This is a genomic window from Lysobacter sp. DMC97 (genome assembly GCF_056313745.1).
The window spans coordinates 471111-494570 of sequence record NZ_JBQUZR010000002.1 but is presented as its reverse complement, the minus strand read 5'-3'; the positions used below and the strand labels follow the sequence as shown (position 1 = coordinate 494570).

At 67.1% G+C, this 23460-nt stretch carries 20 protein-coding genes; 12 read left to right on the top strand and 8 right to left on the bottom strand.

Annotation, left to right across the window (positions count from 1 at the left end; all coding sequences use genetic code 11):
• Nucleotides 1-337: 337 nt before the first annotated feature.
• The 4 genes from ACT53Q_RS05035 to ACT53Q_RS05020 all read left to right on the top strand — a co-directional run bounded on the left by ACT53Q_RS05035 (nucleotide 338) and on the right by ACT53Q_RS05020 (nucleotide 2889).
• Nucleotides 338-631 (top strand): DUF6393 family protein, encoded by a 294-nt coding sequence (locus ACT53Q_RS05035; protein WP_476185565.1) that lies wholly within the window; start codon nucleotides 338-340, stop codon nucleotides 629-631.
• Nucleotides 632-641: 10 nt separating this feature from the next.
• The gene (locus ACT53Q_RS05030; protein ID WP_476185564.1) at nucleotides 642-1694 is read left to right on the top strand and encodes an XVIPCD domain-containing protein; all 1053 of its coding nucleotides are present in this window, start codon (nucleotides 642-644) and stop codon (nucleotides 1692-1694) included.
• Nucleotides 1691-1885, top strand: coding sequence for a hypothetical protein (locus ACT53Q_RS05025; protein WP_476185563.1), 195 nt, complete (start codon nucleotides 1691-1693; stop codon nucleotides 1883-1885). The genes ACT53Q_RS05030 and ACT53Q_RS05025 overlap by 4 nt, the downstream gene beginning before the upstream one ends.
• Before the next feature lie 140 nt (nucleotides 1886-2025).
• Nucleotides 2026-2889 (top strand): hypothetical protein, encoded by an 864-nt coding sequence (locus ACT53Q_RS05020; RefSeq protein WP_476185562.1) that lies wholly within the window; start codon nucleotides 2026-2028, stop codon nucleotides 2887-2889.
• Between the two features lie 772 nt (nucleotides 2890-3661).
• Here ACT53Q_RS05020 and ACT53Q_RS05015 read toward each other — a convergent pair.
• Entirely contained in the window at nucleotides 3662-3877 is a 216-nt protein-coding gene (locus ACT53Q_RS05015; RefSeq protein WP_476185561.1) for a SymE family type I addiction module toxin, read from the bottom strand.
• Nucleotides 3878-4836: 959 nt separating this feature from the next.
• Here ACT53Q_RS05015 and ACT53Q_RS05010 point away from each other — a divergent pair.
• The 4 genes from ACT53Q_RS05010 to ACT53Q_RS04995 all read left to right on the top strand — a co-directional run bounded on the left by ACT53Q_RS05010 (nucleotide 4837) and on the right by ACT53Q_RS04995 (nucleotide 7925).
• Complete coding sequence (locus ACT53Q_RS05010; RefSeq protein WP_476185560.1) at nucleotides 4837-5325, top strand: hypothetical protein; 489 nt, start codon at nucleotides 4837-4839, stop codon at nucleotides 5323-5325.
• A gap of 84 nt (nucleotides 5326-5409) precedes the next feature.
• Nucleotides 5410-6501, top strand: coding sequence for a DNA glycosylase AlkZ-like family protein (locus ACT53Q_RS05005; RefSeq protein WP_476185559.1), 1092 nt, complete (start codon nucleotides 5410-5412; stop codon nucleotides 6499-6501).
• Between the two features lie 150 nt (nucleotides 6502-6651).
• On the top strand, nucleotides 6652-6804 hold the full coding sequence (locus ACT53Q_RS05000; RefSeq protein WP_476185558.1) for a hypothetical protein: 153 nt from the start codon (nucleotides 6652-6654) through the stop codon (nucleotides 6802-6804).
• A 77-nt stretch (nucleotides 6805-6881) separates the two neighbouring features.
• A complete protein-coding gene (locus tag ACT53Q_RS04995; RefSeq protein ID WP_476185557.1) occupies nucleotides 6882-7925 on the top strand; it encodes an LpxL/LpxP family acyltransferase in 1044 nt (347 codons plus the stop codon).
• 4 nt (nucleotides 7926-7929) lie between these two features.
• Here the strand turns inward: ACT53Q_RS04995 and ACT53Q_RS04990 are convergent, their stop codons facing one another.
• From ACT53Q_RS04990 to ACT53Q_RS04980, 3 genes are all read right to left on the bottom strand, one after another.
• Nucleotides 7930-9525, bottom strand: a complete 1596-nt coding sequence (locus ACT53Q_RS04990; protein ID WP_476185780.1) for a phage tail sheath family protein — start codon at nucleotides 9523-9525, stop codon at nucleotides 7930-7932.
• A 216-nt stretch (nucleotides 9526-9741) separates the two neighbouring features.
• Nucleotides 9742-9951: a cold-shock protein gene (locus ACT53Q_RS04985; RefSeq protein ID WP_476172729.1), complete on the bottom strand. Its 210-nt coding sequence runs from the start codon at nucleotides 9949-9951 to the stop codon at nucleotides 9742-9744.
• A gap of 251 nt (nucleotides 9952-10202) precedes the next feature.
• Nucleotides 10203-11435 (bottom strand): hypothetical protein, encoded by a 1233-nt coding sequence (locus ACT53Q_RS04980; RefSeq protein WP_476185556.1) that lies wholly within the window; start codon nucleotides 11433-11435, stop codon nucleotides 10203-10205.
• A 163-nt stretch (nucleotides 11436-11598) separates the two neighbouring features.
• Here ACT53Q_RS04980 and ACT53Q_RS04975 point away from each other — a divergent pair, with 163 nt between their 5' ends.
• Nucleotides 11599-13320, top strand: coding sequence for a hypothetical protein (locus ACT53Q_RS04975; RefSeq protein ID WP_476185555.1), 1722 nt, complete (start codon nucleotides 11599-11601; stop codon nucleotides 13318-13320).
• 136 nt (nucleotides 13321-13456) lie between these two features.
• A complete protein-coding gene (locus ACT53Q_RS04970; RefSeq protein WP_476185554.1) occupies nucleotides 13457-15163 on the top strand; it encodes a hypothetical protein in 1707 nt (568 codons plus the stop codon).
• Nucleotides 15164-15259: 96 nt separating this feature from the next.
• Here the strand turns inward: ACT53Q_RS04970 and dbpA are convergent, their stop codons facing one another.
• A complete protein-coding gene (dbpA, locus tag ACT53Q_RS04965) occupies nucleotides 15260-16642 on the bottom strand; it encodes an ATP-dependent RNA helicase DbpA (RefSeq protein ID WP_476185553.1) in 1383 nt (460 codons plus the stop codon).
• Nucleotides 16643-16758: 116 nt separating this feature from the next.
• Here dbpA and ACT53Q_RS04960 point away from each other — a divergent pair, with 116 nt between their 5' ends.
• Complete coding sequence (locus ACT53Q_RS04960; protein ID WP_476185552.1) at nucleotides 16759-18162, top strand: M20/M25/M40 family metallo-hydrolase; 1404 nt, start codon at nucleotides 16759-16761, stop codon at nucleotides 18160-18162.
• A gap of 238 nt (nucleotides 18163-18400) precedes the next feature.
• Here ACT53Q_RS04960 and ACT53Q_RS04955 read toward each other — a convergent pair whose 3' ends face one another.
• The 3 genes from ACT53Q_RS04955 to ACT53Q_RS04945 form a co-directional block, all read right to left on the bottom strand.
• Nucleotides 18401-20095 (bottom strand): GMC family oxidoreductase, encoded by a 1695-nt coding sequence (locus ACT53Q_RS04955; RefSeq protein WP_476185551.1) that lies wholly within the window; start codon nucleotides 20093-20095, stop codon nucleotides 18401-18403.
• A gap of 165 nt (nucleotides 20096-20260) precedes the next feature.
• The gene (locus tag ACT53Q_RS04950; protein WP_476185550.1) at nucleotides 20261-20416 is read right to left on the bottom strand and encodes a hypothetical protein; all 156 of its coding nucleotides are present in this window, start codon (nucleotides 20414-20416) and stop codon (nucleotides 20261-20263) included.
• Nucleotides 20417-20651: 235 nt separating this feature from the next.
• The gene (locus tag ACT53Q_RS04945) at nucleotides 20652-22727 is read right to left on the bottom strand and encodes a hypothetical protein (protein WP_476185549.1); all 2076 of its coding nucleotides are present in this window, start codon (nucleotides 22725-22727) and stop codon (nucleotides 20652-20654) included.
• Between the two features lie 172 nt (nucleotides 22728-22899).
• Here ACT53Q_RS04945 and ACT53Q_RS04940 point away from each other — a divergent pair, with 172 nt between their 5' ends.
• Complete coding sequence (locus ACT53Q_RS04940; protein ID WP_476185548.1) at nucleotides 22900-23448, top strand: RNA 2'-phosphotransferase; 549 nt, start codon at nucleotides 22900-22902, stop codon at nucleotides 23446-23448.
• The last annotated feature ends 12 nt before the right edge of the window (nucleotides 23449-23460 follow it).

Genomic DNA, 23460 nt, shown 5'->3' with positions numbered 1-23460 from the left:
AGCGATTCTCGCGAATCGATGTGCGACATGAGGAAGGCGGCCGAAGGGCCGCCTTTCCTTTTGTCGGCTTGCCTCGTTGCAAGCGCTCCGCGCCTTTCCATCGCCCGCGCCGACGCGCTAATGTCCCGAAATATCCGGCCGCCGCCACGGCGTCGTGGCCGATGCCCCATTCGTCAGGATGTGACGGGAGAGCGCGATGTCACGAAGACACCCTACCGGCTGGGCGCTGTGCCTGACGGCCGCCATCGCCGGCCTGTCCCTGCCCTCCTGCGCAGGCATCGCGTCGCAGCGCGAAGCGCCGACGCAGAACCGAACGATGGATCAAGGAGTTCGTCCCATGCTGGAAGAGATCTACGCCTCCCGGAAACCCGTGCGTTTCGAGCAACTCGACGTCAGCGGCATCGTGCTGCAGCACATTCCGCTGGGAACGGACAAGGCCGCGGTCGCCGCCGCCTTCGCGTCGTCGCCGACGACCAGGGTCATCGAGGACACGCCGACCCGACTTGTGCTGCGCGACGACAAGGGCCGGGCGATGCTCGACCCGGACGCACGCTCGGTCGTGATGACCTTCGAGTTCGACCTCGCCGGCAGGCTGGCCGAAGTGAAAGCGCTCCACCTCAAGAACCAGTAAGGAGCCGGCCATGGACGAGCAAGGCAGCGACAAGGCGAACACGCCGCGGCAGGAAACCATCGAAGTCGGCTATCGCAACATCGGGTCGGTCATGGGGCAGGACTATCACCACAAGTTCCTGCTCTACACCGACCGCAACGGCGAGCAGCACACCATCAGCGGCTGGACCGGGGACGAAAAGCCCGGCCTGCCCTACGGCAAGATGCACGTCGAAACCGACCTGCCCTACGACGCCACGAATCCGGATCACCCGGACAACGCCAACGCCAAGGGCCAGCGCCAGTACCGCGAGCCGATCGCCGCCGGCGACGACCTGTCGCAGACGTGGCAGAAGATGATCGACAACGCGAAGACCAAGGACGACCGCTACCCCTACGACCCGCAGGTGCAGAACTCCAACACGCTGGCCGACAGCGTCCTGCGCGACGTCGGCCTGCCCGAGCCCAAGCAGGACGGCATGACCGGGCACTGGGCGCCGGCCTCGGGCCGACAACTGGACGAGACCATCAAGCCGGAAGTCCCGGGCATCGGCAATTCCAGTCGCACGCTCAGCACCTCCGACAACGCGCCGGACACCCCGAAGGAAGCGCCGAAAGCAGCCCCGCCTGCCGACACCACGCAGGACATCCGCAACCCGGAGCACGTGGGCCACGCGCGCTACCAGCAGGCGCTCGACGCGATCGAACGCTCACCGAACATCCCGCCCGGCACCTTCACCGGCGACCGGCTGGAGCAGTCCGCCGCGAACCTCGCCAACGCCAGCCTCGCCGGCGCCGAGCGCCCGCAGGGCGGCCAGAACGAAGCACTGGACCGCATCGACTTCGTCGTCTTCAACACCCAGCGCGACGGCCTGGTGGCCGGCCAGGGCGCCCTCGGCGACCCCGCCGCGAAACTCGCCTTCCTGCCCGCCGCACAGGACAACGCCACCTCCCTGACGACCGCCTCGCAGCAGGTCAACGACACGATGCAGCAGACGCAGGCGCAAGCCATGGCGGCGCCGGAGCAGACGCAGCAGCAGACGCAGGACGTGGAAGTGAGGAGTATCGGGGCGCGGGTGGGGTGAAGCAGGCGACGATCGACGAGCGGCAGGAAGGCACGATGACCGGCAAGGAGGTTGCCCGTGCGATCAAGCTCTACAGGATCGACGAGGAGAAGGGGAATCCGGTGGGGTTTGATGGGATCGATTCTCGCGAATCGATGTTCGAAAAAAGCGGCCTCAGGGTCACCTTTTTTATGTTCTGCAAAACTGTATAGCAGGCCCCATCCACCCCACGGCTTTCAACCTGTCTAAAATTACAGGTTTCTCGTTCCGCTTTTTTTACAATAGTGAGTAGATTGAGCGCTCCATAAAAGTCCATACGAGAATGCACACAACGAAGGAAGGGGGATGATACGTGGCGACATTTAGCGTCCATTTTGATGGGCCAATAACCATCGAGCATCGAGTAACCATTCGCGTTTTATCCAAGACCTATGAACACATGCAGCGCGCAATTGATCGCGCATACCTAATAAACGCTTATGGCGAGGTCTGGAAGCATGCTCGCTTAAAAAATGAACAATACCCGGAAACCGAATTTATAGCAGCCTACCCTAGAGAGGGCGGAATATTCCTTGATGCCATCCGAGATGGAGCAGACAAGATAATAGACAGAGTGGCTCAAGCTATTAGACCCGTATTTGAGAACGCGGCAAATCGGGCAATTGATCAGTTCGAAGGAATAGAATCACAATTTAATAGCAGACAACTATACGCGCAGCAAATAGGGCATGATATCGCCACTTATGATGACATCGCTCAAAATCCACCTTCTCACTGGGCAACAGCATATTCAAATCGCGCAATAATCAAAGAAATCGATCAATTGGTTGGCCTTATTACTCCGGATAGAATCAAAGGAAGCACAGTCGACATAAGACTAAACGGCACAGGGCCATACCTTCCATTTGAGTTCACGCAAGAGATTGCAAAGCGATTTCATTCCTTAGCTGCTCGTAAAGAACTAGGACCCGCTATGGCTATACGAGCGCGAATTCGCGCGCTGGACAGAGGAAACAAATTCGCAAAACCAAGCGCTAAAATCGAGAATCTTTCAACAGGAAGAGAAGTGAATTTACTTCTGCATAACCGCGGAGATGTAGATGAACTTCACCCGCACCATGATGGAAGCGAAGTTTTGCTTATAGTAGCACCGGTTGTTGAGGCGATGGGTTTTGACCTTAAAGGTGGAGACCTCATGTTTCTGAGCGTAGCCTAAAAATATGTCCTTGCTCGAATCAGCAACATCATCATATGCAGATACCGTAACAAGTGCGGTCCCTTTCCACAGGGCTGCACTCTTTCTTATTTCATCTCTTCTGTTCCTCGCAAACAGAGAAAAAAACAAAGATAGCCTATTTGTTTTTTTATGGTCGACACCAACGAGTGAGATAACCTCGACCTCCAGCAAGCTCCTCAGCCAGTCCATCATCGGCGATTTTATTTTCGCATCTGTCGTTGTTGTCGCATCAGTAATATTCACAAGACTATTTTCATACTTGATATTTTCTATAGCACTTCGATCCACCTCTCTGCTCGCAAGGCTGGAATTGACAAAAAAAACATGCTCAATGAGCACATCAAGCCGAAAAGAGGCCATTGATCTAACAAGATCGAGTCTTGAAATTCCTGGCAAGAGAATAAGGTCAACAAATCGTCTTACTGAGTTTCTTTGTGGTATCGGATTTCAAATATTATCTATGGCGGCTTCCAACACGACGCTTGAGATATCCATTGGCATCACGCTCATCCTTATTTTCTTTTTTTTACAAATTTATTCCGTAAGGTTTTTTTTATCAGATTATTTTGGATTGGCCATGTACCTAGCCAATCTCGAGGGAAAGCCGACTCCAACTCCCAACAGCATCAAATAATCCACACAACAAAAGTCGAGGCGGGCTTGAGCCCGCCCTACGCGTGGTGTTGGACGTAGGGCGGGCCTTGGCCCGCCGTGGTCGGAGCGGAAACCCGCAAGCTGACGTCGTGCGCGACTACGTCGCCGGTTCGATCACGATGCGGTGCTTGTGGACTTTCACGCGGACGCGTTGGCCGATGGCGAAGCCGGCCTGTGCGAGCCAGGCACCGCCGAAGCGGAGGACGGGGAAGCTTTGCGACCTGACCCAGAAGCCGTCGTCGTAATAGTCGCGGTGGGTGTACGTGGTGGTGAGGTGCCGCTCTTTACGCGGCTTGCGGGTACGTGCGGGCATGTCGGTTTCCTAGAGAGTGTTCGATTGCGCCCCCTGTTCAGAGGGGCGGCCGGGTGCTTGAACACCGCTCTAGGACGGCCCGCAGTTTTCCCCTTTCGGGTGTTGTATGGCTGCGCGCCACCCGGCCATGGAGAGGCGTCGCCCGAATCCGGGCAACGCGAATCCTGTGGACGCAAAAAAACCGCCTGACTGACGAGGGCGGTTGGCCGCCTAGAGAGAGGTGTGTTCAGCACCGCCATCGACTCTACGCACGCCCCTCCGGACGGTCAACCGGACCGAATCCGCCACCCGTGCGATGCGCGCCGACCCGCCGCCGCCTGTGGACGGCGCCCGCTTTCGACGCCACTCGCTCCTTCCCTGCCCCGCCAACCGCCCGGCGGCAGCGTTGCCCCTCGAAGTGCCACCGTTGCCCTTCGACCGGCAGCGATGGCGAAAAAAGCGGCATCGATGCCCTTCGAAGCGCCGACGTTGCCCCTTTGACCGGCAACGATGGCGAAAAAAGCGGCATCGCTGCCCCTCGAAGTGCCGACCTTGCACCAAAAAGGGGCATGCGAGGCCGTCGAAGCGGCATGCATGGCCCTCGGAGGGGCAACAATGCGGGTCGAAGGGGCATCCACATGCCGGTCGGAGGGCCATCGTTGCCGGTTCGAGGGGCAACGCTGGCGAAAAAAGCGGCACGCTCGCCCCTTCGTGCCGCAAGCGCGGCCGTCCGCGGGCCGACGTTGCACCAGAATGGGGCATGCATGGCCGTCGCAGGGTGGCGGTGAGCGCAGCGAACCCCACCATCCGGCGTGACCGCATCGGTGGTGTCAGCGAAGCCCCGGGCATGGTCGGTGCGATGCCCACGGAACGGGCGTTGCTTCGTTCCGGTGGGGTTCGCTGCGCTCACCGCCACCCTACTCGGGACGCTGCGAGGTGATCGAGCCATCGACGCTGCGGCGTGATGCAGAATGGCCGCCATGTCGACCCGGGATGCGATCACAGGCCAATTGCTGGACGCCTGGGGCGTCGTGCATCGGTTGCAGCATGCAGGCGCGGTCGTCCTCGAACGCATCGCACGCGGCGGTGGCGATACGCGCTGGTACTGCTGCGACAACGTGGCCGCACTCACGTCCATCCGCGATCGCTTCAGCCCCGGCAGTGTCGTCAGCTTCCATTTCGACGACGGCATGAAGCGCTGCCTGGTCTGCGATCTGCCCATGGACGAGATCGACGCGATCATCGCACGGGAAGGCGAATGCATCGTCGGCAGGATCGGGCACGACGGCATCGACATCGAAACCCAGGTCATCTGCGCATCGGCCGAAATCCCGGCGGAATTCCCGGACTTGCGCGACGGCGAACGCCTCGTCTACGGCCCGTTCCCCGCGCCGAGCAACGACGGCGTGAACGCGATCACCTTCATCCTGCCGGACGACGACGGCGTCTTTCGCGCGCATCCGCATTGATCCGAAGCGCGGCGGCAGCGGCAGGCCTGCGCGCCATCGCGACAGCGCTAAGATGACCCGCGCTCCCATCCGCCGACGTCCGTCATGCCCCTCACGCTCGACCATCTGCGCCGCCATGCGGTGGCGCGCACGCTGTTCAGGCCGACGACGCTGATGCGGGCGATCGAGCGGCTGGGGTTCGTGCAGGCGGATCCGATCCGGGCGCCGGCGCGGGCACAGGACCTGACGCTGCGGCATCGGGTGAAGGACTACCGGGCCGGCGATCTGGAGCGCCGTTATCCGACGCTGCCGGTCGAGGAAGATTTCTTCGTCAACTACGGGTTCCTGCCGCGCGCGCACCACGCGCTGATGCATCCGCGCACGGCGCGGACGGCATGGACGCCCACGCGCTGGAAGCAGGCGCGCGCGGTGCTGGCGTTCATCGCCGAACGCGGCACCGCGCATCCGCGCGAGGTCGACGCGCATTTCGCGCACGGCAAGGTGACGAACTGGTTCGGCGGGTCGTCGAACGCCAGCACGCAGTTGCTGGATGCCATGCACCATCGCGGCCTGCTGCGCGTGGCGCGGCGCGACGGCGGCACGCGCGTCTACGCGCCGCGCGAGGGCGATGCCGCGCCGGTCGGCGGCGACGACGCGGACGCGCGCATGGACGCGCTGGTCGACGTGATCGTGCGCAAGTACGCGCCGCTGCCGGCGCCGAGCCTGGCGCAGCTCGTGCGCTTCCTCGCCGGCGGCGTGCCGCAGTGGGAAGCGCGGCGTGCGTCGGCGCTCACGCGCGCGAAGCAGCGGCTCGGCACCGCGCGCGTGGACGGCATCGACTGGTACTGGCCGGCGGACGAAACGCCATCGTCGAAACGTTGGGCACCCGACGACGCGGTGCGGCTGCTCACGCCGTTCGACCCGATCGTCTGGGACCGTCGCCGCTTCGAGCTGCTCTGGGGCTGGACCTACCGCTTCGAGGCCTACACGCCCGCGCCCAGGCGCAAACTCGGCTACTACGCCCTGCCGCTGCTGTGGCACGACCGCGTGATCGGCTGGGGCAACCTCTCGCTGCGCGACGGCGCGCTGGCGAGCGACTTCGGCTACGTCGCCGGCAAGGCGCCGCGCGATGCCGCGTTCAAGGCGGGGCTGGAGGCGGAGCTGGCGCGGATGCAGGCGTTCCTGGTGCCCGGATGACGTGTGCGCGGGCCTCGCGCACGCCTCCTGCTTGCCGGGGATTCGGCGTCGGCGCGCCCGCGCTTGACAGCCGCGATTGACGAAACCGATGATCGGCCGCCGGCCCGCAACGGGCCCGACATCGGATTCAACCATCGCACGGAGACTGCAATGAACGACGTCCTGGACAAGAAGGCGGCCTTCCGCCTGAGCGATCTCGACACCAAGCTGAAGGCGCTGATTCCGGACAAGGAATCGCTGATGCAAGGCTTCTACTACTGCTGCGAGTGCGTGGGCAATCCGGAGTGCCCGGCCAGCTACTGAGCCTGTCGAACGGCCCGGCATCGATGCCGGGCCGTTCCAGTCGATCGACGAACACGACTCCGACGCCCGCCGCACGCATGGCCGCCGCCGCTTCGCGATCCGCCGCCGTCCTCGCGCGGATCGACGCGGAACTTGCCTCGCTCGATACCGCCGACGCGGCGTTCGCGAACGCACTCCACATCGCCGACGCCAACCTGCGGCATTTCTTTCCGTCGCTGGATGCGGCGCAGACGCATGCGCTGATCCGCGGCCTGCTGCACCACCAGCGCATGAGCGCGCTGGACCAGAACGATTTCGGCATGCTGCGCGACGCGCACATCACATCGGAGTGCGGCGACCTGCCTTGGCGCGCCGGCGCACCGAAGATCTTCTGCACCTACCACTTCGGGTCCTACAAGTTCCTGTTCCAGGCGCTCGCGGCGCGCGGCGTCGACTGCCTGCTGTTCGTCTCCGGCCGCACGCTGGAGCGGCAGGCCGACGATTTCCTCGCCGCGTCCGTGCGGGCGCGCGCGGCCTGCGGCTGGCACGGCAGGCTCGACATCCTCGATGCGGAGAAGAAGCACAGCGTGCTGCAGGGGCTGCGTGCGCTGAAGCGCGGCACGCCGCTGGTGCTGTACGTCGACGGCAACACGGGTACCGGCAGCGGCGACGACCACCTGCTGCCGGTGACGTTCTTCGGCAAGACACTGTCGGCGCGGTCGGGCACCGCGTATCTCTCGCACGCGGCGGGCGCGCCGATCATCCCGGTCACGTGCCTGCGCCGTCCCGACGCCTCGCTGCACTTGCGCTTCCACGCGGCGATCGTGCCCGGTTCCGCCGGACGCGAAGCCTATCTCACCGAGGCGATGCAGCGCGTGTACGACGTGCTGGCCGCCGTCCTCGCGGACGACCTCGCGCAGTGGGAAGGCTGGCTCTACGTCCATCGCCATCTCGCGAAGGCGTCGCTCGATGCCGTCGACGCGGACGCCACCGTGTCGGCCGCCGACGCCGAGGCGCGGGTGCGCGGCGACGACCGCTACGCGCTGCTGCGCTTCCCCGGCCTGCGCATCCTGCTCGACAAGGCGCGGTTCACCTGCACGCTGGTCGAGGACCACTGCGACGGCAAGGCATCGCGCACCTGACGCATCAATCGGCCGGCGACTGCATCTGCTGTTCGAGCGTGGTCACGAGGAATTCGGCGGGCCTCATCACTGCCACCTGTGCCGTCAATCGCATGTAGCCGTCGAGCAGGTCCTGCGCGGTCATCGTGGTGCCGAGCCCCGTCGCCACCGTGAAGGCGTCCGACGCGGTGGCGCCCACCAGCCCGCCCTGCCGCCACAGCTCGGTCAGGAACGCGGCGGCCTGCATGTTCACCAGCGACCAGGTGTTGGCGTCGTTCGGCATGAACACGCAGGCGCGCATGATCTCGCACAGGGTCGCATTGATGTAATCCATGGTGCGGCGCACGTGGATGTAGCGCCAATCCTGGCTGTTGCCGTCCAGCGTGCGCGCGCCCCAGACCACGATGCCCCGGCCGGTGAACGCGCGGATGGCGTTGATCGATTTGCCGGTGACCGGATCGACGTTCAGGCCGGCCTGCTGCGCGTCGTTCAACAGGAACGGCAAGTCGGTCACGCCGACGATGCCGGTGTTGGCGGGCGCGGTCCACACGCCCTGGGTGTTGTCGTTGTTCGCGTACACGCCGGCCATCGCGCCGCTGGCGGGTACCGTGGCTGCGGCGATCTGCACGACCTGCACGATGCTTGCATACGTGCGGCTGGCCGCGAGCAGCTTTGCTTGCAGGGCGGCACGGTCGGCCGGCGCGGCGGTGCCGATGGCGGCGAGGATCGACGCGACGGCGGGATCGGGGCCATCGCCGAGTTCGAGCAGCGCTGCGAGGCGTTTGGTGTCGCCGCCGAACAGATGCGTGAAGTCGATGGCGTCGTCGAGTGCGGCGTCGATCAGGCCGTTCGTGACGATGAACGGGTAGTAGCACGCGCCGCGGTCGAGCCCGACGTTGCCGGTCGCCTGCCGGAACGCCGCGATGTCCTGCGTGTAGCCGTCCGCGGTCGGGTGGTCGCCGTTGATCACGTCGAACAGGCACAGGGCCGTGCCCAGCGCGTCGGCCTGCGCCAGCATGGCCTGCATCAGCGTGGCGTTGTCCTGCGGCGACAGCAGCGTGGCATCGGGGCAGACGTACAGCGTCGGCTCGGTCTGGTCGCGCAGCGCGTCCAGCGCCTGCAGCAGCGCGGCGAGCGAGAGGTTCGGATTGACCGGTGACGTCGACGCGGTCTCGACCGGCTGGCCGGTGGCCGGGCCGCAGAGGCCGGCGGAGACGATCCACGCATCGCCGCCGCCGTTGGCGTAGAACAGCGCGACGCTGCGATGCAGGCGGTAGAGCGTGCCGGGATCCGGGAGCACGGCGAAACGCTGATTGCCGATGACGAGCTGCGCGGCGGTCTTCGGCGGCGTGCCTTCAAGCGGCATGCTCTCAAGCGGCACGCCCTGCGGCACCAGGTGGTACTGCGGGCGTGCCGGCGCGGACGCGGCACCGGCTTCCGCGAAGTACGCCAGGAATTCGGCGTGGGACGTGATCCTGACCGGCGTGCCCACAAGCGACCGTCCATGCCCGTCATCGGCGCGCTGCGTGCAGCCGATGAAGGCGGGCACCGCGGTGGCGACCGGCGGCACCGCCTGCGGACCGGAAGCATCGACGGGCAGCGCGATCGCGGGTTTCGACATCGGTGTCACGGCGGGACCTCCTTGTGGGGATGGGGCGATGGCGGGATGTCCCCTGCGCGGAATCGCGGGTCCGCATCGGCTTCGCGACTATACCCGGCGGCCCTGTCGTCGCATGGCGCGGTGCGTGGCTTCGTGGCGGACACGATGGCGCTCCCCCCGAAACGCAGAAAGCCCGGCCGAAGCCGGGCTTTCCGAAGATTCACGCGTGGGCGCTGATCAGATCACGGTGACCTGGTCGGCCTGCATGCCCTTCTGGCCCTGGGTCACGATGAACGAGACGCGCTGGCCTTCCTGGAGGGACTTGAAGCCCGAGCCCTGGATCGAGCGGAAATGCACGAAGAGGTCGGGGCCGCTTTCCGGGGTGATGAAGCCGAAGCCCTTGGCGTCGTTGAACCACTTCACGGTACCGGTCTGTTTCTGGGACATGTTCTTTTCCTTGGAGCAGGATTGAGTGGAGCCGCACGAGGCGGCAGGAGCTGGCGGCAAGGAAGGAAACGATGGAAACGACGCAGGGACGATGAAGCTCGGTCTACAGCGACAGGCCACGATTCACGGTGACCCTTGACATTCAGCGGACGACACTATGGGGCCAGCGGGCCCGCAATGCAAATCGGCCGTCCCGGGCCGGCCCCGCCGGCACCCCCGCGGGCGGGCCGGCGCCCGCCCCCGAGGCCCGTTCAGGGCAGCGATTGCACCTGCAGCGTGATCACCCAGACCTGCTTGCCGTTGACCTGCTGCGGTTCGACCGATTGGACGAGGAAGCCGGTGCCCGGCGCGAAGGTGTACTCGATCTTGGTGGGATCGTCGGACAACGGCGTGATGTAGCTCGCCGCTTCCCACACCGAGCTGCCGGGCGCGGGGTTGGCGACGAGCACGATGCCGTTCTGGTACTGCATGGCCTCGTCCATCGAATCGCCGAAGCTCCAGACCATCTTCGTGGTGAGGGTCGCGCCCGGCACGATGTAGGTGGCGATGGCGTCGGCGAACGGGATCTCCAGCGGCACGCCCGCGGGGCCGGCGTTGAGCGGGCACTGCAGGAACTCGATGCCGAAGTGCGCCATGCCCAGCTGGTAGATGTCCATCTGCCCGCTGTACAGCTGCGGCTTCGCGACGACGCTGGTGCGCGGCATCGAGGCGAACGCGGCGGCGAGCAGCGCGTTCTCGGTCTGGCTGAGCCGGTACAGCGACGGCCACACGCCGTTCAACTGCGCCTGCACGTCGGCCAGCGACGACGCCGGCACCATCATGAAGGAATGCATGTAGTCCGCGTTCTGCGGGGTGTAGGTGCCCCAGTTCGATTCCCAGATCGCATCGGCGATGCTGTCGAGGTCCAGCGGATACGGCGCGGTGCCGATGTCCGTGTACTGGAAGATCTTCATCAGCACCATGCGCGTGAAGGAGGCCGTGGTCCAGTCGTACAGGCACATCGCGAGCTGGAAGCTGCTGGCGGTGTACGGGAAATACTGCAGGCCCAGCGCCTGGATCTGCTGCACGGTCTTGCCCGGCGCGTCCGGGATGTCCTGGTAGGGAATGTACTTCTCCGCGATCATCAGGTCGACGAACGCGACGTCGTCGGGATCGATGACCGGGAACGGCTTGATCGTGCCGGAGACGACGACATCGTTGGCGAGATTGGTGGCGGTGAAGCTGCCGTTGCCCGGCAGCGTCAGCCCGATCGCGATCTCGGGGTTGGGCGTGTAGTCGAGCGTGGCGTCGTTGAGGTTGACGAAGTCCATCACCGGCCCGGTCGGGAAGCCGTTCTGGAAGTCGGTGAAATCGATGAAGCCCTGCCCGCCGACGATCAGCCGCGACGAGGTGCCGCTGCCGCCGCGCGTGGCGTTGATGGGCGCGCCGTCGCTGAACCACAGCGGGGCGGAGGTGGGGTTGTCGACGGATTGCAAAGTCCACATGACGGTCGTCCTTGCGTGGGCGTGGAAGGAAAGCGATGCCGGTTCCATGGCATCGATCCCAGCGTGCGACAGGCGGCGACGTCCCGCAAGCCCCGGCGCGCAGGGCTAGAATCCCCGGCATCACCTGACCGGGGGCATCGCGATGATCCGTGCGGCGTGGGGATTGCTGGCACTGTGTCTGGGACTGTTCGCGGGAGTCTTCGCCCTGCCCGCGCATGCGGACGATTTCGGGCAGTGCACGGACGCGACGTATCTCGGCCATTTCGACGATCGCCTGTCGCCGCAGGACTGCGACACGATCGAGACCGCGGAGATCCACTGGCGCGGGGGCAGCGCCACGCTGCGCGCGGTGCATCCGCACGGCATGCCGATCACCGACAGCCCGGCGCTGCCGGGACGCATCCGCGAACTCGCCGCTGCGGTCGGCACGGCGATGGACGCGATGGGCGGCGACATGCAGCTCGGCAACGTGACGATCATGTTCACCAGCTACGTCTCGCCGCAGGAAGACGGCCCCGACGGCGGCCTCGACAAGGGCGCCTACAGCGCCGCCGCGCACTCGGTCCGCGCGCCGGAATGCCCGGTCGCCTACTACAAGGAAATGCACCGCGCCGGCGGCAACGATCTGGTGTTCGTGCTGTCGCACGAGATCTTCCACTGCGTCCAGTACCGCACCTGGCCGCGGATGCCGGAGGAAGGCTGGCTGACCGAAGCCAGCGCGGAGTATTTCGCGTACCTCGCGAAATCCGGCATCGGCCCGGGCTACATCCCGAATTTCGATGCGGAGATCCAGAGCATTGCGCTGGACCGTATGACCTACGAAGCCGTGCCGTGGTACCTGTGGCTGGGCGAGACCGAAGGCCCGGAAGCGGTGCGCGATTTCATCGCGTCGGCGCGCGGCATCGAAGCGATCGACGCCGCGCACTGGGGCGATTTCGCGCTGGCGTATTTCGATGGGCAGATCCACATGCCCGACGGCCGCACGATGCCGTCGACGCCGCGACTGGGCGGCACGATCGCGATCCACGGCGACGACCACCTGCGCATGCCGCCATCGACGCCGTACACGATCGGCAACGCCGTGTTCGCCTTCGATCGCGGCAAGGTCTACACGCTGACCCACGCACCGCTGCCGGACGATGCGCGCCATCGCTGGCGCAAGGCGGAGCGCGGGGCATGGGGGCCACCGCTGACCACGGTCTCCACCTGCGACGGGCCGGCGCGCTATCGCGCGCTGTGGACGACGACGCGCACGCGCCAGCTGGGCGACATCGTCATCACCGCGCAGCCGGCGACGACGAGCCTGTGCGCGTGTCCCGCCGGACGCTGGGAAGAAACCGAGGATTCGCTGCGCCGCTATTTCGAACAGAGCGCCACCGGCGCGGGCGATCCGCCACGCTACGTGTCCGGTACGCGCGTGCTCGCGCTGAATCCGGACCACACCGGTTCGCTGACGTATCTCGACGTGGTCACGCAGACCGACCCCCACGACGGCGTCTGGCTGCGGCAGACCAAGAACGGTGGCACGCGTTTCACCTGGCGCACGGTCGGCGGGCGGCTGCTGACCACGTACACGGGCCACGACAACCGGATCACGCTGCACAACGAGTTCCACACCCCGGGCCACGTGACGGTCGAAACGCGGCAGGCCGGCGCGCAGTCGATCGGACACGCGTACCACTGCGATGGTGACGGCCTGCACCTGACCCAGGCCGGCGACCCGGCCGCGATGCTGCAGTCCCCCGAGATTCCGCCGGAGATGCGCGAAACGATGACGCGCGCCTTCGCCCGCTTCAGCGTCGACATGGATTTCGCTCGCGCAGGGGATGCGGGCGTGCCCGAGCCCGAGCCGGAACCCGAGCCAGAACCTGATCCTGCGCCGTGAGCGCGGCGCGGCGTCTCAGCGCCTGTGACGCGCCGCCACTAGACTGCCGCCGCGCTTCCGCCTGCGCATGCTCCGCGTGCCTGCCGGCGCCCGGGGATGGCGGGACGCGCATCCCACCGCCTCTGCAGGATCCGACATGACGTCTTCCACGTTCACTCCCCGCGCCGTGCACTTCCGACTGCGCGCCCTCGTCCTCGCCTGCGCCGCGACCTTGTTGCCGGCGTCCGCCATGGCCTTCCCCGCCGACCGTACGGCGACGTTCGCGCACGGCTTCAGCCCGGCCATGGGCCAGGCCTGGACCGGCGCGATCCAGCCCGACGGCAAGATCCTGTTCGGCGGCTGGGTCGGCAACGCGCCGCCCGGCACGCTGGTGAACACCGACGCGATGCTGGCACGCCACCTGTCCGATGGCAGCGTCGACACCGCGTTCGGTACCGGCGGCACCGGCACCGCGCGCACCGATGTCTACGGCTACGGCGACGCGGTGCTCGACATGGTCGAGACCGACGCGGGCGTCTACGCGCTGGGCTACGCCAATGACTACACGGTCTTCCACAACGTGCTGTTCCGCTACACCGCCAGCGGCCAGCTCGACACCACGTTCGGCAATGGCGGCAAGCTGGTGCTCGCGCTGCCGTCCACCGATCGCCTGCAATCGCTCTCGGTGCAGGAGGACGGCAAGCTGGTGCTCGTCGGCACCGCGCAGGTCGGCAGCAGCCTCGACTACCTCGTGCTGCGCCTCAATCCGGACGGCACGTTCGATCCCGGCTTCGTCAACGGCGGCCGCATCACCTATTCGGCCAGCAGCGGCAACGACGTGGGCTACACCTCGACGATCCAGACCGACGGCCGCATCCTGGTGGTCGGCGAGACGGGGATGAACGAAGCCGCGGTCATGCGCCTGAACACGGACGGCAGCACCGACACGACCTTCGGCAGCTACGGCATCGCGCGCCTGTCGATGCCGACGCGCCGCCTGATGGGCCGCTTCATCGTCCACGTGCCGGAAGGCCTCGTCCTCGTCGGCTCCGACACCGTGAACTACGCGAACGGCACCGGCGGCACCTGCGTGTCGCGACTGCGCAACGACGGCAGTCTCGACACGATGTTCAACGGCACCGGCCACCAGTGCGGCGCGTATCCCGCCGGCACCGGCAACCAGCTCTCCGGCATGCAGTTGCTGCCGACCGGACAGGCGCTGGTCGCCGGCATGATCACGATCGACTACGGCGGCGGCAACGGCAACCGGGTGATGTTCAGCGGTCGCTATACCGAAGGCGGCGCGATGGACACGAGCTACGACAGCGCCGGCAACGGCATGTCGATCGGCGGCTTCGGTTCGGCGCTGAACGTGTCGACGGGCGTCGGGCACCTCGGCCTGCTGCCGGATGGCCAGTTCCACGTCGGCGGCTTCAGCGGCGGACTGCTCTACGGCATGCGGTTCCAGGGCACGCCGATGGATCTCGTTCCCGATGCGCCGACGGTGCCGACCGTCGAGAACGTCGCGCGTTCGACGGTGCAGACCAGCTCGTTGTTCTACGTCAGCGGCCTGAGCCAAGGCGCGGTCGTGCCGTTCACGGTCAGCAACGGCAGCTACATCCGCAACGGCTTTCCCGCCACCAGCCGCATGGGCTACGTGGCCAACGGCGACTGGATCAAGCTCGTCCACACGTCGGCATCGACCTACAACACGAGCGTGACCACGACCGCACGCTTCGGCGGCGTGTCGCCCGCGAACAACCGCACGCGTGCGATCGGCCCGCAGGCAACGGCGAGCTTCACCTCCACCACGCTGCCGCTGCTCTCGCCGCCGCCGGGCCGCGACCCGGGCAACGAACGCTGAGCGCGCGACGTCCCGATCGCCGAGACACCTTCGCGACAAGGACGGGACACCCCGCATGGCGCGCCTCCGGGCGCGTCATGCGTTTCCGGGCCTGCGTCAGAGCCGATTCACGCGGAACTTGCGGCCCTTGATCTTGCCGCTGCGCAGGCGCGCAAGCGCGGTGTCGGCCTGTCCGCGCGCGATCGCGACGTACGAGCGCGTGGGATACACGTCGATCTTGCCGATGGCATCGGCCTTCAGGCCCGCTTCGCCGGTCAGCGCACCGACGATGTCGCCGGGGCGCAGTTTGTCGGTGCGGCCGGCGTCGATGCGCAGCGTGACCATCGCCGCGGCGGGCACGTGCGGTGGCCGGCCGGCGAGCGGTTCCATGCGCTCGTAGCGCAACGACTTGCCCATGCGCTCGCTGATCGCCTTCTCGCGCGGCAGGTCGGTGGGCACGCACAGGCTGAGCGCGAGGCCGTCGCGACCGGCGCGGCCGGTGCGGCCGATGCGGTGCAGATAAGTGTCGGCATCGCTGGGCAGATCGAAATTGATGACGGCGCCGAGGTCCTCGACGTCGAGTCCGCGCGCGGCGACGTCGCTGGCGACGAGCACGGTGCAACTGCGGTTGGCGAAGCGCACCAGCACTTCCTCGCGATCGCGCTGCTCCATGTCGCCGTGCAGCGCCAGCGCGGTGAAGCCGTAGTGCGACAGCGAACCGACCACTTCCTCGGTGTCCTTGCGCATGTTGCAGAACACCACGCACGACGCCGGCTTGTAGCGCAGCAGCAGCGCGGCGAGCAGCGGCATCTTGCGCGCGGGTTCGACCTCGAAGAACAACTGTTCGATCGTCGCCGGTTCGGCACCGCCTTCGATGCTGATCTCCACCGCGTCGCGCAGCATCGCGTTGGCGAGCGTGCGGATGGCGTCGGGGAAGGTCGCCGAGAACAGCAGCCCCTGCCGGTGCTTCGGGATGCGCTTGACCAGGTCGCGGATCGCGTCCTCGAAGCCCATGTCGAGCATGCGGTCGGCTTCGTCCAGCACCAGCGTGCGCACGCCGTCGAGGCGCAGCGCCTTCTGCTGCACCAGTTCCTGCAAACGGCCGGGCGTGCCGACGACGACGTGCGGCTCGTGCGCCAGCGAGGCCAGCTGCGGCCCCAGCGGCATGCCGCCGCAGAGGATCGAGATCTTCAGGTTCGGGATGCCGGTCGCGAGCTTGCGCAGCTGCTTGCCGACCTGGTCGGCGAGTTCGCGCGTGGGACACAGCACCAGCGCCTGGGTGCGGGTCGATGCGGGATCGAGCCGGTGCAGCAGCCCGAGGCCGAACGCGGCGGTCTTGCCGCTGCCGGTGGGCGCCTGCGCGATGACGTCGCGGCCATCGAGGATGGGCGGCAGGGCCTGCGCCTGCACCGGCGTCATCGTGGTGTAGCCCAGTGCGTCGAGCCCCTGCGACAGGGCGGGCGACAGCGGCAAGGTGGCGAAATCGGCGGGCGTGGTCATCCCGACATGATCGCAGACCCCGGCGGAGAAGGCGCGCCGGCGTGACCTCGGGCAGGTCCTGCGGCCGTGCGGGAGGGGCTAAGATCGGGCCACACCCTGGTCCCCGGAACGCCCGCATGCGCATCGCCCTGCTCGCCCTGGCCCTCGTGGCCGCCGTCCCGTCCGCACACGCCCAGGCGTCGGGCGATCCCTGGCACGCGAAGGCGCGCGAACTGCTGGGCCACGCGATCGCCGTGCCCACGGTCGCCGGGCGCGGCAAGGTGCCGGAGCTGGCGCAGTACCTCGCCGACCAGTACAAGGCCGCGGGCTGGGCCGCCGGCGACATCCACGTGCTGCCTTACGACGCCACGCCCGAGAACCACACCGCGGCGCTGGTCGTGCGTTGGCCGGCGGCGGGCAAGCCGAAGGCGAAACCCATCATGCTGATGGCGCACATGGACGTGGTGGAGGCGAAGCCCGAGGACTGGTCGATGGACCCGTTCGCGCTGGTCGAGAAGGACGGCTACCTCTACGGCCGCGGCACCAGCGACATCAAGCAGGGCGTGGTCGCGGTGACCGCCGCGCTGCTGAAGTTGAAGGCACAGGGCTTCAAGCCGAAGCGCGACATCATCGTGTTCTTCAGCGGCGACGAGGAGACCGGCGGCATCGGCGCGCTGAAGGGCGCCACCGACTGGCGCGCGCTGCTGAACGTGGAATACGGCCTCAACGCCGACGGCGGTGGCGGCGGTTTCGCGCCGGACGGCAAGCCGATCGGCTTCACCTTCCAGACCGCGGAGAAGACCTACGCCGACTACGCGTTCACCGCGCGCAATCCCGGCGGCCACAGCTCCAAGCCGCGGCCGGACAACGCGATCTACCAGCTCTCCGACGCGCTGGTGCGGCTGTCGCAATACCGCTTCGAGCCGAAACTCAACGAGACCACGCGCGGCTACTTCGACGTGCGCCAGCGCAGCGAACCGGGCGCGCTGGGCGACGCGATGCGCGCGTGGCTGAAGAATCCCGCCGACGGCGCCGCGGCCGACGCGATCGAAGCCGATCCGGGCGAGGTCGGCCTCACCCGCACGCGCTGCGTCGCGACCATGCTCGCGGGCGGCCATGCGCCCAACGCGCTACCGCAGCTGGCGCGCGCGACGGTGAACTGCCGCATCCTGCCCGACGTCTCGCCCGACGCCATCCGCGACGAACTGCAGCGCATCGCCGGCGACAAGGTCGAGGTCACGCGCCTGGACCAGGAAGCCGCGTCACTGGCTTCGCCGGTCCGCCCCGACGTGCTGAAGGCCTACAGCGACAGCGTGCACGCGATGTTCCCCGATGCGCCGATCCTGCCGGAGATGAGCACCGGCGCCAGCGACGCGCGGCCGTTCCGCGTGCACGGCATCCCGGTCTATGGCGTCGACGGCTCGTGGGGCATCGTGCCCGACGACATGCGCGCCCACGGCCGCGACGAACGCCTGCCGGCGAAGGCACTGGACGACGACATCGAGCACTGGGTCCGCATGCTGCGCGCGCTGGCGGGCTGAGCCACATCCGCCACGAGCGCAATGCCGGACACGGGCGATTCCGGAATTTCGACGATCTCAGGGGCAGCGCCGGTTCGCAGCGCGCGCCCAGTTCGCAGTGCGCAGTGCGCCTGCGGAGAATGACGACGCGCTCGCGACAGCGAGCGCGTCGACGGAACGATGGAAACACCTTATCGCCGGCGGTCGGCCGATACCGCTGCCCGAACGCATCCGGGCAGCGGCAGCGGCGGACAACGCATCAGGTTCTGCCGAAACCCATCAGCCGCGCCGCATTTTCGGCCAGCATCAGCGTCGGCGCCTGGATGTTGCTGGCCGGCAGTTGCGGCATCGCCGAGGCGTCGACCACCCGCAGGCCGCGGACACCACGGACGCGCAGCTTGGGATCGAGGGCGCTGCGGTGGTCGAGCCCCATCGCGCAGCTCGACGTCGGATGGTCGGACGTGAACGACGCATTGCGGATGTAGGCGATGCGCTCCGCGCGCGAGAGACGGCCCGGGAACGCGACGCCGTTCGTGATCGACGACAGCCGCCGCGACAACCCGATCTCGGTGGTCAACTGCAGGCCACGGGACAGGGTTTCCAGATCCTCGGGGGCCGAGAAACAACGCGGATCGATCCTGGCCGGCGCACGCGGGTCCGCGCTCGTCAGTCTGATTTCGCCGCGACTGTGCGGTTTGATCAGGCACGGAATCAGCAGGAAGGAGGCGCCGGACTCGGCCCCGGTCCCGAACTGCGTGCTGATGATCTGGAGATTCGGCCCTTCCGAGACCGGATTGGTCCGCGCGTAGAAGAAGCAGCCCAGCCCGTTACCGACCGAGGGCGGAAGCAGTTGCCGGGTCTGGAATTCGACGCCGGTGACCGACACGCCATCCTGCAGACCGCGGCCGACGCGAGGCGAGTCGGCATGGACCGTGATGCCGAGCGCACGCAGCTCGTCCGCCGGTCCGACGCCGGACTGGAGCAGGAGCTTCGGGCTGCGAAGCGCGCCGGCGGACAACACGACTTCGCCATCGGCACGGAACGTCATGGGCGTGTCCCCGGCGACGGCGCGGACGCCGCGGCACACCCCGCCTTCGATGATCAGCGACATCACCTCGACGCCGGTCAGCAAGGTCAGGTTCGGGCGCGACAACACCGGAAGCAGATAACCCTGCGCAGGGCCGGACCGACGGCCATCGCGGATGTTCAGATCGGACGGACCGACGCCATCGACCAGCGGCGCGGCATTGAATGCCACTTCGGGCAAACCGAACTCGCGTCCCGCCTCAATCAGCGGCCGGGTCAACGGGTGGCCACCCACGAGCGACGTGGTCCCGATGGGGCCATTGCGGCCACGGCGCGGATCGGGTGCACCGGCATACGATTCGATGTGATGGAAATTCGAAATCATCCGGAAGGCGCCCCACTCCGGTCCCGCCATCCGCTCCCACGCGAGATATTCGCGGGCGTCGCCACGCACCCAGGCCAGGCCATTGATGCTGGCCGAACCGCCGATCACGCGACCGGCCCCGAGCGGCAGCTCCCTGCCGTTCAAGCCGGGCTGCGGCGCGCTGGTGAAGGCCCAATCGGTCTCGCTGCCCAGATTCAGCGACCACAACGCCGGGTCGTACAGTTTCGGCTGGTCCACATCGGCCGATCCGGGTTCCAGCAGCAGGACGTTCACTGCCGGATTCGCGGAGAGCCGGTTCGCCAGCACGCAGCCGGCGGCACCGGCACCCACCACGATGTAGTCGTAACTGGCCAGCAGATTCGTGCGACGCGTACGCTGGTTTTCGGCCGCCATCGCGGCGTGATCCGACAGTTCGGCGGCAAACACCGCGGAGACACCCGCGGCAAGCAAAGTCTTCAGAAAACTGCGGCGATCAATCGCGCCCAGATGGGCAGCCAATGTCAAACGATCGAGCTGTTTTTCTTCTTCCCCACGGAATTCCATATCGCGCTCCCTGTGTTGGTTTCATGTCTGGCCGAAGCGGCCGCTCGGGCTGTACCCAGATGAGGTTGACTCCCGACCTTCGTATCTTCGGTGTTTATCGATCCGGCCTCAACCAAATCGAATCAAGCGGCATGACGACCGGGGCCATCTCGATCAGCCGGATTTTCACCGGATTATGTCGTCAGCATCCTGTCCGCGATCGGCCTCGATTTCCGTTTCGCCTCCGCTTCGATATCGACGACCGGCCGCCGCAACGCGCAACGCCTCGGCGCCGCGCTGCGCACGGCGCTGGCAGAAGTCGAAGACGCGGGTTTTGCGCATCGCGGGATGCTGCGGAATCTGCAGACAGCGGAAGCGGAATCTGCAGACAGATGTCGCCCGCTTCGCGCAGGCGAATGACCTGAAGCAGGTGTTCGTGCCGCGCAGCGCGCGGCAGACGTCCCATGCCGGTGGCGCGCATCGCCGCCGGGCATCGGGATGGCATGCACGCCGCAGGCCGTCAGGGCCGGCGCCATGGCCGGCAGGTCACGCGGGCGCCAGACAGCGCCCGCGATCGTCAGGGCTTGCGGTAGAACCGCATCAGCACCGACTGCATCTGCGCGATCGCCGGATCGCCGCCGTAGGCCAGGCGCGACAGGCGCTCGGACACGGAGTTGCGATCGTTGCAGCGCTGCCCCGGGTTCACCTGCAGCTTGGCGAGCGCGACGAAGCCCTTCACGTTCTTGGTCGCGGCCGCGTAGCACAGCGGCGTGTCGCCGAGCAGCGACGGCTGCGGGCTGCTGAGCACGATCGGATCGCCCGCCGTCGAAATGACGCGCAGGATGTCGATCCGCTGCCAGCGCAGGGCGCACACGGTCAGCGCGGTGGACGTCGCCTTCACATTGGTCGACGCATCGACGTACATCTGCGCGAGTTTGGCGTCGATACCGGCGCGGCAGATCGCCTCCGCCAGCGTGTTCGGATCGGGGTTGATCGCGATCGCGCGCTTCATCGCGGCCAGGCTGTCACCCACCGGCGCATCGGTCTTCTTGTCCAGGCGCTCGCTCGACTTGCGCACCAGCGCGGCCGACAGCACCGCGAACTTGCGCGCCGGCAGCCAGGTGTCGGGCACCGGATCGACCACGGCGACGATGCGGTCGGACTTGATGCCGGGCGTCGCCATCAGGAAGTCGGCGTAGTCCAGGCGGACGTTCCAGTACTCCGGATGCTGGGCGAGGAAGGCGTCGGCCACGCGCGGGAAGTCGGACGCGCGGTTGCCGCGGCGCATGGCGCTCATCAGGTGCGCCATCGTCGTGTCGTAGACGAACGGCAGGCCTTCGGGCTTGGCCAGCGCCGCCTGGTAGTAGCGCATGGCCTTGGTGTAGTCGCCGGTCTCGAAGATCAGGTCGGCGTTGAAGAGATTGAGGTACGGGTGCTCCTCGTTGATCTCGGCGGCGCGCTGGTACAGCGGACCGGCGTCGGCGTCGCGACCCTGCAGGTAGCGCAGACGGCCCAGCCACATCAGCGCGTCGGCATCGTCGGGCGACATCTCCAGCGACTTGGTCAGCTCCTGCTCGGCGACGTAGTAGCTCGGGGCGTCGATCACCGCGCGCAGCTGGTCCTGCGCCAGCGGCATCGGCGGCGCGCTCTTGATCGCGGCCTCGCCGATGAGCCGGCGCACCAGCGCGTTGCGCGGGTCGATGCGCTCCACTTCCTGCAGCATGCCCAGCGCCTGGGTCGCGGCGGCCTGGGTGCCGACGTTGGTAAGCAACTGCCGGGCCTGGGCGATCACCGCGTCCTTGCCGCCCGGCGCGCCGCCGGGCAGCTCGCCGGGCGCCGCGGCTTCGCGCATCGCCTGGTAGAGCTGGCTGTACCAGTCGCCGTTGCGGAAGTCGTAGGCCGCGGCCAGGGCGACGTAGTAGTCGGCGCCGGTCGGGCTTTCGGCGAAGTTCATGAAACTCTCGATGTCCTCGTCGGACGTCTTCACCAGTGCCGGCAACAGCCACTTGTCGAGCAGGATCTGGCGATCGATGCGCTCCTTCGGCGCCGCGGCGGGCAGGCTGAGCACGGCCGCGTCCAGCGCGGCGACCAGCGCGGCGGGTTCCGGGCCGAGGCCGGCGTTGCGGTTCACCTGCACCTGCTCAAGCGCCATCGCGGTGTAGATGTCGCGCATGCGGTCGGTGCGCCTGGGCGTGTTCGGCACCGGATCCTCTTCGGACGGCACCGGCGCGCGGTTCCAGATCGAGACGTTCACCGCGTGCATCTCCGGCGACTTCGACCAGGCGTCGATGGCGCCGACGGCACCGCCCCTGGCGGCGATCGCGGCGAACCCGCAGGCCGCGCGCGCGCGCAGCGCGTCCTGCGAGAACTGCTTGTCCAGCACCGGCTTGAGCTTCTGCACCAGCGCGGGATCGCGCTTGGCCAGCTGCGCCTCCAGCGCCTTGCGGTATTCGAGGAAGGTCTGCGTGACCGCGGGCAGGTCGCCGGCGCGATCCATGGCGTGCACCAGGCGCGTGAAGGACTTGACCCCTTCTTCCGGAATCTCCTTGCATTGCGGGATCGGCAGGTTCGGGGTCTTGGGCGCTTCCGCCCGCTTGCAGCCCGACGCCAGCAGGATCGTCGCGATCCCGACGCACACCAACACTGAACGCATCACTTCCCTCCGGTTCCCTGCCGAACCGTGAGGATACGGGGAAATGCCGGTCCGATCAGCTTTTCCCGGGCATCGACCGTCCCGGTGGCCGGGAAAAGCGTGACGGCTGCCAGCGGCCGGGGCGCCGCCGCACGCGCCCGTCGGCCTTCCGGGCCTCGGGTATGCTGCCGGCATGTCCGATCCCGTCATCGCCGCCAGCAAGTTCCTGGCGCTGGTGCTGCGCCACCGGCCGGCATCGATCGGCCTCGCGCTCGACGATGCCGGCTGGGCCGACATCGACGATCTGATTGCCTGCGCCGCGCCGCACCACCCGCTGACCCGCGCCCTGATCGAACGCGCGGTCGCCGGGAACGACAAGCAGCGCTACGCGATCAGCGACGACGGCCGCCGCATCCGCGCCCGCCAGGGCCATTCCATCGACGTCGACCTCGCCCTGCCGGCGGTGACGCCGCCGCCGGTGCTGTACCACGGCACCGCGACACGGTTCCTCGACGCGATCCTGCGCGAAGGCCTGACGAAGCAGCAGCGCCACCACGTGCACCTGTCGGCCGACGCCACCACCGCGACGCAGGTCGGCGCGCGCCACGGCCGGCCGGTGGTGCTGCGGGTGGACGCCGCGGCGATGGCGGCCGCGGGCCACGTCTTCCATCGCTCGGAGAACGGCGTGTGGCTGACCGACGCGGTGCCGGCCGCGTTCCTTTCGACCGACACCGCGACCTGACGCCTGAACCAT